This is a genomic window from Beijerinckia sp. L45 (genome assembly GCF_009765775.1).
Lineage (GTDB): Bacteria > Pseudomonadota > Alphaproteobacteria > Rhizobiales > Beijerinckiaceae > RH-AL1.
The window spans coordinates 1-14476 of sequence record NZ_LMUU01000048.1 but is presented as its reverse complement, the minus strand read 5'-3'; the positions used below and the strand labels follow the sequence as shown (position 1 = coordinate 14476).

Annotated in this window: 11 protein-coding genes, 1 other RNA gene and 2 pseudogenes; 8 read left to right on the top strand and 6 right to left on the bottom strand. The window is 65.9% G+C overall.

The genetic code is table 11. The features are described from left to right. Window positions 1-444, bottom strand: a pseudogene (locus GSQ79_RS04475) (VWA domain-containing protein); the annotation flags it as partial. A 124-nt stretch (window positions 445-568) separates the two neighbouring features. Here GSQ79_RS04475 and GSQ79_RS04470 point away from each other — a divergent pair. The 5 genes from GSQ79_RS04470 (at window position 569) to GSQ79_RS04450 (ending at window position 4897) form a co-directional block, all read left to right on the top strand. After that, window positions 569-1414, top strand: coding sequence for a MoxR family ATPase (locus GSQ79_RS04470; protein WP_158807534.1), 846 nt, complete (start codon window positions 569-571; stop codon window positions 1412-1414). Continuing rightward, a complete protein-coding gene (locus tag GSQ79_RS04465; RefSeq protein ID WP_158807533.1) occupies window positions 1415-1927 on the top strand; it encodes a histidine phosphatase family protein in 513 nt (170 codons plus the stop codon). Between the two features lie 35 nt (window positions 1928-1962). Next, window positions 1963-2199, top strand: coding sequence for a hypothetical protein (locus tag GSQ79_RS04460; protein ID WP_158807532.1), 237 nt, complete (start codon window positions 1963-1965; stop codon window positions 2197-2199). An 83-nt stretch (window positions 2200-2282) separates the two neighbouring features. After that, window positions 2283-3779 carry a YcjX family protein gene (locus tag GSQ79_RS04455; protein ID WP_158807531.1) on the top strand — a complete coding sequence of 499 codons (1497 nt, stop codon included), beginning with the start codon at window positions 2283-2285 and terminating at the stop codon, window positions 3777-3779. Next, the gene (locus GSQ79_RS04450) at window positions 3776-4897 is read left to right on the top strand and encodes a YcjF family protein (protein ID WP_158807530.1); all 1122 of its coding nucleotides are present in this window, start codon (window positions 3776-3778) and stop codon (window positions 4895-4897) included. The genes GSQ79_RS04455 and GSQ79_RS04450 overlap by 4 nt, the downstream gene beginning before the upstream one ends. Here the strand turns inward: GSQ79_RS04450 and GSQ79_RS04445 are convergent. After that, entirely contained in the window at window positions 4867-5226 is a 360-nt protein-coding gene (locus GSQ79_RS04445; RefSeq protein WP_158807529.1) for a hypothetical protein, read from the bottom strand. The two genes, GSQ79_RS04450 and GSQ79_RS04445, sit on opposite strands and share 31 nt — an antisense overlap. Before the next feature lie 154 nt (window positions 5227-5380). Here GSQ79_RS04445 and GSQ79_RS04440 point away from each other — a divergent pair, with 154 nt between their 5' ends. After that, entirely contained in the window at window positions 5381-5566 is a 186-nt protein-coding gene (locus tag GSQ79_RS04440) for a hypothetical protein (protein WP_158807528.1), read from the top strand. A gap of 4 nt (window positions 5567-5570) precedes the next feature. Here GSQ79_RS04440 and GSQ79_RS04435 read toward each other — a convergent pair whose 3' ends face one another. The 3 genes from GSQ79_RS04435 to GSQ79_RS04425 all read right to left on the bottom strand — a co-directional run bounded on the left by GSQ79_RS04435 (window position 5571) and on the right by GSQ79_RS04425 (window position 7531). Continuing rightward, window positions 5571-6608, bottom strand: coding sequence for an NAD(P)/FAD-dependent oxidoreductase (locus tag GSQ79_RS04435; protein WP_158807527.1), 1038 nt, complete (start codon window positions 6606-6608; stop codon window positions 5571-5573). A 5-nt stretch (window positions 6609-6613) separates the two neighbouring features. After that, a complete protein-coding gene (locus GSQ79_RS04430; protein WP_158807526.1) occupies window positions 6614-6934 on the bottom strand; it encodes a 2Fe-2S iron-sulfur cluster-binding protein in 321 nt (106 codons plus the stop codon). Window positions 6935-7054: 120 nt separating this feature from the next. Then, window positions 7055-7531, bottom strand: coding sequence for an Hpt domain-containing protein (locus GSQ79_RS04425; RefSeq protein ID WP_158807525.1), 477 nt, complete (start codon window positions 7529-7531; stop codon window positions 7055-7057). Window positions 7532-7640: 109 nt separating this feature from the next. On the opposite strand from GSQ79_RS04425, the gene GSQ79_RS04420 reads away from it, so the two are divergent. Next, window positions 7641-13619 (top strand): hypothetical protein, encoded by a 5979-nt coding sequence (locus tag GSQ79_RS04420; protein WP_158807524.1) that lies wholly within the window; start codon window positions 7641-7643, stop codon window positions 13617-13619. Between the two features lie 38 nt (window positions 13620-13657). On the opposite strand, the gene rnpB is transcribed toward GSQ79_RS04420, so the two are convergent. Beyond that, an RNA gene (gene rnpB / locus GSQ79_RS04415) (RNase P RNA component class A) lies at window positions 13658-14078 on the bottom strand. Between the two features lie 210 nt (window positions 14079-14288). On the opposite strand from rnpB, the pseudogene GSQ79_RS04410 reads away from it, so the two are divergent. After that, a pseudogene (locus GSQ79_RS04410) lies at window positions 14289-14476 on the top strand (hypothetical protein); the annotation flags it as partial.

The following is a 14476-nucleotide window of genomic DNA, read 5'->3' as shown; positions in this document are numbered from 1 at the left end:
CTCGGGGTTATAGCCGTCGGCCCCAAAGGGTGAGGTGCCTGATGTGCCGATCCACTTCGAACCGCCCTGATGCCAACCTTTCTGGTCGCGGAGGCGCTCGCGCAGCGTTTCCATCAGCTTGTCCCAGCCGAGCGCTCTGATTGCCGCGCGGTCCTCATCGCTCAGATATTTGGCGCCGAGGCTGCGTAGCCAATCCTCGAGAATATCGGCGGGATCGAACGCGGCCCCCGATATCGTCAGGCCTTTGAACGTCGCGGCGAAGACGCGATCAAAACTGTCGATGTGGCGTTCGTCCTTGACCAGGCAGGTCCGGGCGAGGCCGTAGAAGGTTTCGACCGAGCCTTCCGCCAAGCCTCGGGACAGGCCATCGAGCAGATTCAGATATTCGCGCAGCGTCACCGGGACGGCGGCCTTGCGCAGAGCGGTGAAGAAATCAAGCAGCATCGCGATGCTTTTAGCGCCGATCACGCCGCCACGCGACCCGATCCGCGCAGGCTGGTCGCCCGAGGACTGCGCTTGCCATGGATCGACGCGAATGGCACATCGGGCGGCACACACAGGGATCGGCATGCGCTTTTCCGGCACGACGAACTATATCGCGACGCCCGATCTCACCGTTGCCGTCAACGCGGCGATCGTCCTCGAACGGCCGCTTCTGATCAAAGGCGAACCGGGCACCGGCAAGACGGTTCTGGCGGAAGAAATTGCCGCCGCGCTCGATGCGCCGCTGATCACCTGGCACGTCAAGTCGACCACGAAGGCGCAGCAGGGCCTCTACGAGTACGATGCCGTGTCGCGGCTGCGCGATTCGCAACTCGGCGACGCCCGCGTCTCCGACATCGGCAACTACATCCGCCGGGGCAAACTGTGGGAGGCGTTCACCGCCTCGAAGCGACCGGTGCTGCTGATCGACGAGATCGACAAGGCGGACATCGAATTCCCCAACGACCTCCTGCTCGAACTCGACCGCATGGAATTTCACGTCTACGAGACCGGCGAAACGATCCGTGCGGCAGTGCGCCCGGTGATCATCATCACCTCGAACAACGAGAAGGAGCTACCGGACGCTTTCCTGCGCCGCTGCTTCTTCCATTACATCCGCTTCCCCGATGCCGAGACCATGGCGGCGATCGTCGAGGTGCATTTTCCCGACATCAAGCGACGCCTCGTCGAGGACGCTCTGCGCATCTTCTTCGATATCCGCGAGGTTCCCGGCCTGAAGAAAAAGCCGTCCACGTCCGAACTGCTGGACTGGCTGAAGCTGCTCCTCAACGAGGATATCGATCCGGACATGCTGCGCGAGACCAATCCCAAAAAGCTGATCCCGCCGTTGGCCGGTGCGCTGCTGAAGAACGAGGGCGACGTCCATCTGCTGGAGCGCCTGGCGTTCCTCACCCGCCGCGAGGGACGCTAGATGCTGACGCTGCTGCTGCTGCGCCATGCCAAAGCCGTCGGACAGACCGGCGACGATTTTGCCCGCGTTCTGACCGACAAGGGGCATGCCGGCGCGGCGCGGCTCGGGACGTTCCTGGCCGACAAACGCCTGGTACCCGATCGCGCCCTCGTCTCGCCGTCCGCCCGCACCCGACAGACACTGGCCGATCTGCAGACCACAATCGGCCGGGCGGTTCCCGCGACAGAGGACGCCACGCTCTATAATGCGACGCGTCAAACCCTGCGCGACACGTTGCGCGGCATGGATGCGGCGGTGAAGACCCTGATGATCATCGGCCATAATCCCGGGATTGCGGAACTCGCGCTCAAACTGGCGGACTCGGGCGATCTCCAGACGTTCGACGCCATGCGGTCGAGCTTTCCGCCGTGCAGCCTGGCCGTGATCGTCTTCGATCACGGCGATTGGGAGGATGCGCGCAGCGGCGGCGGCCGGCTCGAGCGATTCGTCACGCCGAGTATGCTCGGGGGCTGATGGAGGCGACGTTGCAGTCCGCGGGAGGAGAATCGATGTTTAAAGAAGAATCATCCTTCATCGATCTCGTCCTGACGGGGACGGTCGATGCCAGTGCAATCGATTATTTCGTCAATCGTTGGCATGCGGAACCCGGGCGGCAGCCCCTTCATACATTTCTAGGAATGACGCCGGCAGACTATGCGCTCTGGGCCGCGCATCCGGACCAGATCGACACCATCGTCGAGTCCCATCGTGGGCGGGTGACGCCACTAGCTGCAATAACGCCTTAGGCGTTCTCGTGAAGCGACGACTGGCCCCGTGACGGCAGCGCTTTCGCTTCCTACATAGAGGCATCGTCCGCGCGAGACCTCACTTGTCATTCTTCGCCGATATTATCTTCGAGGCCCGCTCGCTGGCGCAGACGCTGAGCGAAAGCGTCGGCACTCCGGTGGTCCGTCTTGGCGTCACCGGCCTGTCGCGTGCTGGGAAAACGGTGTTCATCACGGCGCTGATCCAGCATCTGACCGAGCTCGGCGCGCCGGGCGCACGCAAGGGCCGCGGCGCTCTTCCGGTGTTTCGCGTCATGGCGGAGGGTCGTCTGACCCGCGGCAAGCTGGAGCCCCAGCCTGATGACGCCGTCCCGCGCTTCGCCTACGAGGATCACCGCGCGGCGCTGACAGGTGGCGACGACGGCGCGAACCGGCACTGGCCGCATTCCACCCGGCGGATCTCGGAAGTGCGCATCCGCCTCGAGTTCGAGCGCGCGACGGGACTGCGCGCCGGGCCGGCGGCGCTGATCATCGACATCGTCGACTATCCCGGCGAATGGCTGCTCGATCTGCCGCTGCTCGACAAGACGTTTGCGCAATGGTCGAAGGAGACACTCGACGCCAGCGCCACCGCGGCGCGCGCCGCGCTGGCCGCGGACTGGCGGGCGTTCACCTTGTCGACGGATGCCGCAGGCGCCGCGGACGAGATCAAGGCCCGCGAAGCCGCGACCTTGTTCACCGCCTATCTGCAAGCCTGCCGCGCCGACACCCATGCACTCTCGACGCTGCCCCCGGGCCGCTTCCTCATGCCGGGCGATCTCGAAGGCTCGCCAGCCCTGACCTTCGCGCCGCTCGTCCTGAAGCCCGACGTCTTTTACGGCGGCGACACGCTTGCCGCGATGATGGAGCGGCGGTTCGAGGCCTATAAGACGCACGTCGTTCGCCCGTTCTTCCGCGACCACTTTTCGCGGCTCGATCGGCAGATTGTCCTCGTTGACACGCTGGCGGCGCTGAACGCCGGGCCGGCCGCCCTGCGCGATCTCGAAACCGCGCTGTCCGATATCCTGCAGGCGTTTCGTGCCGGGCGGAACACCATGCTGTCCGCGTTTTTCCGCCCGCGGATCGACAAGATTCTGTTTGCCGCGACCAAGGCGGACCACCTGAACCACACCAGCCACGACCGGCTCGAAGCGATCCTGCGGACCATCGTCAGCCGCGCCATTGCCAAGGCCGATGACGCCGGCGCAGCGATCGACGTCATCGCGCTGGCCGGCGTGCGCGCGACGCGAGAAGCGCGGATCGGCAAGGGAGCCGAGGCCCTCGACGCGGTGGTGGGCATCCCGGCGGCCGGCGAGATCATCGACGGCGAAACCTTCGACGGCGTGGCCGAAGCGGCGATCTTCCCCGGCGATCTGCCCACCGATCCCAAGGCGGCCCTCCACGGTGAAACGCTCTACGGCTCCAGCGCCGAGGCGGATTATCGCTTCGTGCGTTTCCGGCCGCCGATGCAAAACCTGGACGAGGACGGCGCGCCGAAACCACTGCCGCATATCCGGCTCGACCGAGCGCTGCAGTTCCTTTTGGGAGACCGGCTGGCATGAGCACACCGGAGGATATTCGCCGGCGCCCCCGCGCGGTCCGCATCGAGCCCGAGCCAGCCATCGGGTTCAAGGACCGGCCGCTTGCCTCGGAGGCATCCATCGAGCGGCCGCGGGCGGGCAAGACCCCTATCGTCGAGATCACGCCGGACCCGTTCGCCTTCGACACTCTGGCCTTGGACCCGGAGGAGCGCGCCGTCGAGACGGCGCAGAAACGCGGGATCTTCCGTCGCAGCGTCGTATCGTGGAGCGGCCTGTTCTGGTCCGCGCTCGGCGGCCTCGTCTCGCTGGCGTTCGGCCTCTGGGTCACAAAAATCGTCGATGATCTGTTTTCCCGCTCGACGACGCTGGGCGGAATCGGCCTCGGTCTCGCGGCGCTGGCCATCCTGGCCCTGCTGGTGATCGCTGGGCGGGAAATGGTGGCGATCGGCCGGCAGCGGCATATCGCCAAACTGCACCAGGATTTCGCCAAAGCGCATGCCGCCGACGACCAACCGCTGGCTCGCCGCCTCGTCGCGGATCTGGCCTCGCTCTATGCTGCCCGGCCGGAGACGGCGCGGGCGCGGAAGGACGTGCTGGCGCTGCGCAGCGAGATCGTCGATGGCCGCGACCTCGTGGAGATCGCCGAGCGCACCCTCGTGCAGCCGTTGGACCAGCGTGCCCAGGCCGCGGTGGCCGCGGCGGCGAAACGCGTCTCCGTGGTGACCACGATCGCTCCGCGTGCGATCATCGACGTCGCCTTCGTGCTGCTCCAGGCGGTGCGCCTGATCCGCGAGATCGCGCAGATTTATGGGGGCCGGCCCGGCTTGCTCGGATTTTTCAAGCTCGCCCGATCGGTCGGCGCGCATCTCGCCATCACTGGCGGGATGGCCGCGGGCGACAGCCTGTTGCAGCAGGTCGTCGGCCACGGCATCGCGGCCAAGATTTCCGCGCGCCTCGGTGAGGGCGTGCTGAACGGACTGCTGACGGCTCGGATCGGGATTTCGGCGATTTCCGTGTGCCGGCCGATGCCGTTCGCCGCGGAGAGGACGCCGAACCTGCGGAAAGTCGTGCCCTTCCTGTTTCGCGCGGAAAAACCGGTCGCGGACGATCAGAGCAGCTCGGCGACGCCCAATACGTAGCCGACATGCGTGACCTGCGCATTTTCCACTGCCAAGATCAGATCCTCGAACGAGGCAAGCGCCTGTGTTCGCGCCGCGTCGATCTCGGCGCTGGACCCCACGGGATGAACGCCGAGCGTTTCGATGGCTGCCGCCAGGGCACGGGCGTCACGGAAGACGGCCGCCCGGGCAGCCTCGATCGCATCGGTTCTGCATACGTAGAACAGCGCGTTCGTCACAAGCGCTTCACAAGCTTTTGGCAGAAATCGGTAGTCGATGATCGACGCTGTGCCGACGGCCGCGCTCGCGACGCGAAGTTCCCAGGTGACGGACTTTCCGAACGGCGTCATCGCGGTGCTCCCGTGAATCAGGGCCGATGCAACCTAGCAGCTCCGTCGCGACTTAAGCGGAGCAATAGCCGAAGCCCTCACACCAGACATGTGAGCGCTGGCTTGTTTTGAAAAGGGCGCCGTCAGGTCGCGGGCCAAAGAGATTGGAGATCACATGTCGCGGATCGCATCGGTGAAAGAGACCGGCGAGGAGTTGAGTGAGGCGGAATGGAAGCGCTTCGAGGACGCCGTGGAGAGCGAAGTCGAGCGGCGCCCGAAGGCCGAACCTTATGAGCGCGGCGCTCAGGCGGCCGAGCCCTCGCGGGCCGAGCAGTCTGGCACGTCAAGCCGCGGGCATTGAAGCCCTACGCCACGCCGAGCTTGCGTTGCAAGCTCGTGCTCGACGTCGTGTACTGAAACGTCAGTCGCTTCTCCGGATAGACGTAGCGGTGGATGCGCTGGGCCGCCAAGGCGCCCTCGTGGAAGCCGCTGAGGATGAGCTTGAGCTTGCCGGGATAGCTGTTGATGTCGCCGATGGCGAAGATGCCGGGCGTGCTCGTCTCGAATTTTTCGGTGTCGACCGCGACCAGGTTTTCAGTGAGGTTTAGGCCCCAGTTGGCGATCGGACCGAGCTTCATCGTCAGGCCGAAGAACGGGATCAGGCGTTCGCAGGCGATCCGGCTTACAGAGCTGTCAGCGCCCTTGAGATCGACCGCACTCAGGTGGCCATCGGCGCCGTCGAGGCCGGTGATCTGACCGATCGCCAGGTCCATCTGACCTGAAGCCACCAAGTCGCGCATCGCGTTGACGGAATGCGGTGCGGCCCGAAAGTCGTCGCGGCGATGAACGAGGGTCATGCGCTTCGCCAGAGGCTGCAGGTTCAAGGTCCAGTCCAGGGCCGAATCGCCGCCGCCGACAACCACCACGTGCTTGTCGCGAAACGCCTCCATCTTGCGCACGGCGTAGTGGACCGATGTTCCTTCATAGGCCTCGATCCCGGGGATCGGCGGCTTTTTAGGCTGGAACGATCCGCCACCCGCGGCGATCACGACCGCTTTACAGGTGATGGTCTTGCCGATGTCGGTCCGCAAGCGGAACAGCGGCGCGCTGCCGTCACCCAGAACCTCGATCGCTTCCACCATCTCGCCGTAGTGGAACGTCGGCTTGAAGGGCTCGCTCTGCTCGAGCAGCCTGTCGACCAGGCCCTGACCGGTGACCGTCGGATGGCCGGGAATGTCGTAAATCGGTTTTTCCGGGTAGAGCTCGGCGCATTGACCGCCGGCCATCGGTAGGATGTCGATCAGATGGCATTTGATATCGAGCAGGCCGAGTTCGAAGACGGCGAACAGGCCGACCGGACCCGCTCCGATGATGACCACATCGGTCTCGATCGCCGCGCTCATCGCGCTCAGCCCTGGCGGTCGGGCGTGGTGATCGTCAAGCCGTCGAGCGCGGCGGTCACCTTGATCTGGCAAGAGAGGCGGGAGTTCGGCTTCACGTCGTAAGCGAAGTCGAGCATGTCCTCTTCCATCGCCTGCGGCTTGCCGACGATCGGCATGAAAGCCTCGTCGACATAGACGTGGCAGGTCGCGCAGGCGCAGGCGCCGCCGCATTCCGCAACGATCTCCGGCACCTTGTGGCGGATCGCCGTTTCCATCACCGTCGAGCCGACCTCCGCATCGATAACCCTCGACGTGCCCTTCGAGTCGATAAACGTGATGGAAGGCATGGACGATCCTCGAAAAGCAGCGCCGGCAGCGCCGCGGATTTTAGGCGAAGTGAGCGTCTTTTAGAGAAAGGCTGCCGCGATGAATAGGGGCTTCGGAACTCCGGGCGTCAGCTGCAAAGATTACGCTTGGAGTTCCGAAAGGCGCGCTGCGATTGCCGCTTCCGTTTGCTCGAGCGCGGTCGCGACCGCGCGGTAGGCGGGCTGGTCGGCTGCCTGTTGGGTTTCCGTAGCCTGTTCGTAGATTTCCACGGCCGTGGCGAGCAACGGCGCCCCGATCGCGCGTGCCGATCCTTTCAGCAGATGCGCGGTATCGGCCCGCTCCCTGACATCGTCGGTCGGCAGCTTGGGCACGAGGCGGCGCGCCTGCACGACGAACAACTCGAGAAGTTCGATCTCCAGCTCGATATCGCCGAACGTTTGCGACGTGAGATAGGCCGAATCCAGAGCATGGACCGCCGTATCGGTCTCATTCCTATGGGGCGTCAAAGCAGGCCGGTCTTTTTCCAGGTCGTGCTCCTCAGTCGATTGTCCGCGAGCAGGTGGCACCCGAGCGGCGTTAACGACGTTTAATGAACCACGAGGCATCCGAGTTTCCATCGAAAGCCTCAACCTGTAGAGTGTCACTTGGTTAATAGTGTGTGTTCCGACCGATACGAGATGAGGCGGACGTCTCGTAAACGCGGCGGCAGATTAAAAAGAGGCGACAATGGCCAATTCTGGAAAAGCTCACGATCCGGCGGCTGCGGCCCTGTCGGCCATCGAAGAGGCTCTGAATCTCGCCGATCCACAGGAATCGACCGGACCGCTGCGTACGCCGCCTGTTCAAGCGCCCGACAGCCGCCGCATCGAACCGAAGCTGGAGGATCGTCTGACCAGCAATCCGCTCCTGAAGACCGGCGACGGACAGAAGCGCGACCGCAACGGCCGTCCCAAGCTCCCCGAAATCGACGACAAGGCTCTGTTCGCGCAGCCACGCAAGGCCGCGACCGTCGCACCGGCGTTCGAGGACAAGCCGACGGTCTCACCGAATGCCCTGCCCGCCAACGACGATCGTGAATCGGTCGGCCAGATCCTCCGCTCGCTGCAGGTCAAGCCGAGCGGCACGCCGATGGTCGTCGCCGGCCTCGCGTCCGTCGCCTGGATCCTCGTCTGCGGTCTTTATCTCTATGCCGACCGCGCCGATGTCGCTGCCGGCGGCAGCCTGTTTCAGCCCAAGACGGCGCTCGTGCTTCTCGCCGTCGTCGGCCCGCTGCTGTTCTTCTTCATGACCGCCGCCCTGACCCGCCGCGCCCAGGAAGTACGGATGACCGCGCGCTCGATGATGCAGGTCGCAGTCCGCCTCGCCGAGCCGGAGACGATCGCAACCGAACAGATGGTCACACTGTCGCAGGCGATCCGCCGCGAAATCGCGTCGATGGGCGATGGCATCGAGCGGGCTTTGGCGCGTGCCGGCGAGCTCGAAACGCTGGTTCGCTCCGAAGTGTCGAACCTCGAACGCTCCTACGGCGAAAACGAGCGCCGCGTGCGTTCGCTGATCGACGAACTCTCGTCGGAGCGCGAAGCGATCCTTTCCAACGCCGACAAGGTCCGTGGTGCCATCGCCGGCGCGCACGAAAATCTCGCCCGCGACCTCGACGGCATCTCGGATCGGCTCGTTGGAACCGTCAGCGAAGCCGGCAACCGCGTCACTGAGTCGCTCGGCGCCAAAGGCGAGGAAATCCGCTCGGCGCTCGTCCAGGTCGGCGATACCTGCGCCAGCAACATCGGCACCAGCGGTGCCGATCTCCTCGACAAGCTCACGCGCACCACCGAAGCGGTGACGCTGGCCCTCACCGGTCATACCCAGGAACTGGAAGGCAAGTTCGCCAGTGCCGGGCAGATGCTGGTCAGCGATCTGACATCCCGCGGCGACGACATCGTGCACCGCCTCGACGAGACGGGAACGCGAATCTCCGACGCCATCGTCACGCGCGGCGACAATCTCGCAGTGCGTCTGGCCGAAACCGGCGACCGCCTGCACGACGTCGTCGCGGTCCAGGGTAACGCCCTGCACGGCAACCTTCACGACATGGCCGACCAGATCGCCGAGCTGATCGCCGAACGCACCGCTGCCGCGCAGGCGGCCTTCGAGACGTCGGGCGCAAACCTCACCACGCTGCTCGACGACAACCACGCCCGGGTTCAGGCCGGCTTCGAACAGCACGGCGCCGACCTTCATCGTCGCTTTGCGGAAACAGCCGACGAGATCACCGCGGCCCTCGGCGCGCATACCGATGGCCTGCACGAACGCGTCGCCACGACCCTCGGCAATACGGTTGCCGTGCTCGACGCCCATCGTGATCAGATGGCGGAGCACGTCGATGCGACCGCGCTCGCAACGACCGCCCTGCTCACCGAACAGACCGACGCGCTGAACCGCAAGCTCGCGGATACCGCGGACCACACGACGACGGCGCTCAGCGAACACGCCGCAATCATGCATGAGCAGCTCACCGGCACATCCAACGAAGCCGTCGCAGCCCTCGCCGAACATACGGGGACGCTTCACGAGCGTCTTGCCGCGACCACGGCCGAAACGACGAACGCGCTCAGCGACCATGCCGTCCTCATGCACGAGCAACTGACCGGTACGGCGAACGAAGCGATCGTCGCCTTCGCCGGCCACACCGACGCCATGACGGAACGCCTGGCCGCCACGGCCGCCGAGACGACCGGCGCGTTGACCGCCCACGGCGATGCCCTGCAGGAGCGAATCGCCGCCGCGTCGCACGAAACCGTTACCGCCCTCACCGCCCATACCGACAGCCTCAACGAGCGTCTCGGTGGCGCCGCAAGCGAGACGATCGAGGCGTTCAACAGCCAGGCCAACGAGCTGCAGGACCGCCTTGCGGCCATCGCCAACGAAACGACGACGCTGCTCGCGTCGCATGCCGAGGATATGCACGACACCTTGTCGACGACCGCGAACGAGACGATCGTCGCGCTCAGCGCCCATGTCGACGACATGCACGAACGCCTGGCCGGCACGGCGCAGCACACGGTCGATGCGCTCGATGCTCATCACCAGACCCTGAGCGAACGCCTCGCCGCCGCCAACGATGGCTCGATCGCGGCGCTCTCCAAGCATTCCGCGGCATTGCAGGATCGCCTCGAGACGACGACGAGCAACACGTTGGCGGCGCTCGATGCGCATTCAAGCGCGCTGAGCGAGCGGCTCGATGCCGTCACGCGCGAAACCACCGGCGGCCTCGCCGCGCACACGGACAATCTGGAACAACGTCTGACCGGCACGGCCGAAACGACGGTTGCGGCGCTCAACGCGCACACCGACGCGATGCACGCCAAACTGGATGCCGCCACGGCAGAGACGGTCGGCGCGCTTTCCGCCCACCGCGACGCCGTCAACGGCGAAATGGCATCGACCGCCGCCGACATGATCGCGACGGTCGATGCCCACGCCAAGATCATCGGCGAGCGCCTGTCCGGCACCACGAACGACACGCTGGCCGTGCTCGACAACCATGCCACCACGATGCATGAGCGCCTGGGGACCACGGCGCAGGACGCCGTCGCCGCCTTGGCCGGCCACATCGACGACATGCATGGGCAGCTCGCGACCAGCGCCGAAGCGACGGCGGGCGCCCTGGCCCAGCACGCCGACGCGCTGCAGGACTCCTTCGTCGCCAACACCCGCGATGCGATCGCCAGCCTGAGCGAGCAGGTCGATGCCTTGAACACGCGCTTCGCCGAGCTCTCGGCCGAGGCGATCGCCGCCATCGGAACCCATGGTGACCGGATCAACGAAGCGCTGGCCAGCCGCTTGGCCGACTTCAACGACACGTTCGTCACGCATGGCGACGCGGCAACGACGCGGATCGGCGATCACGCCGAACGTTTCACCGCGACACTGACCGACCGCCTCGGTGCCATCGAGAACACACTCACCGTTCAAGGAGCGGGCCTCGACGATCGCCTCGGCGTCCGCATCCGCGAAGCCGCGGAACTTCTCGATACGCAGATCGGCTCGATCGAGACACGCGCCGTCGACCGCGTCCACGCCGTCTCCTCGACGCTCGCCACCCTGGTGGCACGGATCGACAGCGGTCTGGAAAACCGTGCCAAGGCGCTGAACGAAGCGCTTGCCGAGCGGACGATGGAAATCGCCCGCACCCTCAGCGATGGCGGACGCGATGCCGCACAGGCGATCGAGTCGAAGGCCTCGGAGATCGAGACCGTCTTCACGACACGGACTGCGGCGATGTCCGACACGCTCGATGGTCACATCACGCGGCTCGACAAGCAGATCGTCGGTCGCCTCGGTGTCATTTCCACGGATCTCGAGGAAAAGGGCCGCGTCGTCGCGGACAATCTCGTGTCCCGCGCCATGGCCATCGACGGCATGCTGAGCGAGCATTCCACCACCTTGAACGCAACACTCGATCGCGAAGCGGCCGAACTGCGCGCGATCGTCACCAACGCGATCGCCGAGATCGACCAGACCCTGTCGGGCCGCGCGGGCGAAGTCGGCGCCGTGCTGCAAGGCCGTGTCACCGAAATCGCTTCGACCCTCAACGGCCATCTCGCCGAGATCGACAGCGCCCTGACGACCCGCGCCACAGAAGCCGGCACGATCCTCCAGACGCGTGTCGCGGAGATCGCTTCGACTCTCAAGCAGGGGCTCGCTGCCATCGACGGCGCTTTGACGTCGCAGGCGAGCGAAGCCGGGGCCGTGCTCCAGGGCCGTGTCACGGACATCGCCACGACCCTGACCAGCGGCCTCGGCGCCATCGAGCGGGCGCTCGACGAAAAGGGTCGCACATTCCACGAGGGGATGTCGGCCAGCTCCAACAGCCTCAACGCCCTCTTCGACGATCAAGGCACCCGCCTCGTCGAGACCCTGACGGCCCGCGGCGGCGCGATCGCCAACGAGATGACCAGCGTCGGCGAGATGGTCACCCAGACCATCGCGCAACGCGGTTCGCTCATCGTCGAGCACCTCGGACGGACCCAGACCGATCTTACCGCGGCGCTCGAGCGCTCCGGCGGGGAGCTTCGCGATGCCGTCGAAGGCAGCGTCGCGGTTTCGGTTCGCTCCCTCATCACCACTAACGAAAAGCTTCGCACCGAGATGGTCGGCGTCATCGACCGGCTCGGCGCCAGCAGCGCGTCCCTGCAGCGGATGATCGGCGGCGCCAACACCGACTTCGCCGCCATCGACACGACGCTCGGCGAGCGGATGACGGACTTCCGTGGGGCCATCGCCCATGTCTCAGGCGAGATCGATCGCCTGAATACCAGCGCCGGTCAGACGATCGAAAGCGCCGGCAGCGTCGCCGCGACGATCGCCGGCCATCACCAGGCTCTGACGACCTCCTCGGCCGCGCTGTCGCAGACGCAGGGCGATCTCGACCGGACGCTTGCGGCACGCCACCGTTCGCTCGAATCACTGTTGAACGCGGTCACGGCCAAGCACGATGACTTCGAATCGATGATGACCTCGTTCTCCAACCTTCTCGACGAATCGTTCCAGAAGGCGGAAGCGCGGGCGCGCGATATCGGGTCGTTCCTCTCCGAAACATCGGAATCGACCGCCGGCCAGATCGAGCAGCAGTTCGCCGAGATCCGCGCTTCCTCCGGCAAGGAGCGCGAACGAACCGCCTCCGCCCTGCGCTCGGCCTATGACCAGGCCGCGGGCGAAATCGAAAACATCTTCACGCATTCGACGGGGCGCTTCCAGGCCGCCGCCGAGGAGATGCGCGGCATCGCCAAGCAGATCCAGCAGGAGCTCGACGCGACCCGCGACGAAGTGCGCCGCAACGCCCATGATCTGCCACGCGAAACGGCAGAACAGGCCGCCGCGATGCGCCGCGTCGTCGCCGACCAGATCAAGGCGCTCAACGAGTTGACGGATATCGTCACCCGCTCGGGCCGCTCGCTCGATCTGTCGGAGCCGGAGCAGATGCAGGTCGCCGCACCGGTCCGCCAGTCGCGGTCCGCGCCTGCTCCGATGCCGGAGGCACCGCGCCAGGGTCCGCAACGCCAAGAACCGCAGCGCCAGGAAGCCCAACGCCAGGAGACGCAACGCGCCGAGCCGGTCCGGCAAAGCCCCGTGCGGGTGCAGCAGCCACGGCAAGATGTCGTCACCCAGCCGGCACCGCGCCCTGCGGCGCCGCTCGCCACCCGCACAGAGCCACTCGCCACGCCCCGTCTGTCAGGCCCTGTCCGGCCGGCGCAGACGGCCGATCGAGGTCAGGGCTGGCTCTCCGACCTGCTCGCGCGGGCTTCGCGCGACGAGGCGCCAACGGTGTCGACGAACCTGCTGCCGCCGGCACGTGGCCTCAACGGCGCGGAGCCGCTCGATGCGATCTCCCTCGACATCGCGCGGATGGTCGACCCCAGCGCCGTGGCGGACGCGTGGGATCGCTACCGCAATGGCGACGAAGAAGCGTTTTCGGGTGGAATCTATACCGGCCGTGGCGCGCGGACGTTCGAGGAGATCCGCAAGCGCTACCGCGGGGACAATGATTTTCGGGTGACTGTTGATCGTTACGTGCAGGAGTTCGAACGGCTGCTCACGCAGATCCAGGACAACGATCGCGACGACCAGATGACGAAGACCTACCTCGCCTCCGACAGCGGCAAGGTCTACACGATGCTCGCCCACGCCTCGGGACGGCTCGCCTGAGCGCATGAGAGTCTGTCCGGCGCTATCCGCCGGACAGAAGTGCCAGCCGGCCTTTAAGCCGGGTTCTGTACGGCGCGCGGTTGCCCGCGCACGTGACGGCCATTCCTCTGGGACGGCCGTTACCGGCCGCCTCGAGCAACCAACCCGGGCGACGGTCGGAAGACAGACCTTGCGCGCACTCGCAAGCGAGCCGTGCCGTGTCGCCCCTATTCGGTTTTGCTCCCGGTGGGGCTTGCCATGCCGCGCCTGTTACCAGCCGCGCGGTGCGCTCTTACCGCACCGTTTCACCCTTGCCGCCGGTGTCCCGCTTTCGCGATTCCCCGGGGCGGTTTGTTTTCTGTGGCGCTTTCCCTAGGGTCACCCCCGCCGGACGTTATCCGGCACCGTGTCTCGCTGGAGCCCGGACTTTCCTCCACCAAGATCTTTGCAGATGTCGACAGCGGCCGTCCGACCGGCTGGCCCGGCCGGTCTAGGCGGGCCTTTCCGCCCGGTCAATGGCCGCGGTGCACGCGGGCCTGGCCTCTATCGTTAACCAAACCGAAAAATGAGTGCTCAAAATAACGCGTGTTCAGGAAAAACACAGCGTCGCACTGGCACGATCTTGACCGCCGGGCTCGCCGCTTGTTGGTGAGGAGCCCTGGGCGGGCGGGCATCATCTTGAGATCAACCATGACAAAACTCCTGACTTCGGTCGCGCTTGTCGCGACCATCGGCCTGGCGGGTTGCGGCTATACGCCGGAACAGCGCGCCGGCAGCGGCGCCCTCATCGGCGCCGGAACGGGTGCCGCGATCGGCGCGGCCGCCGGCGGCGGCCCGGGCGCGGTGATTGCCGGCAGCCTTCTGGGCGCCGGCGCCGG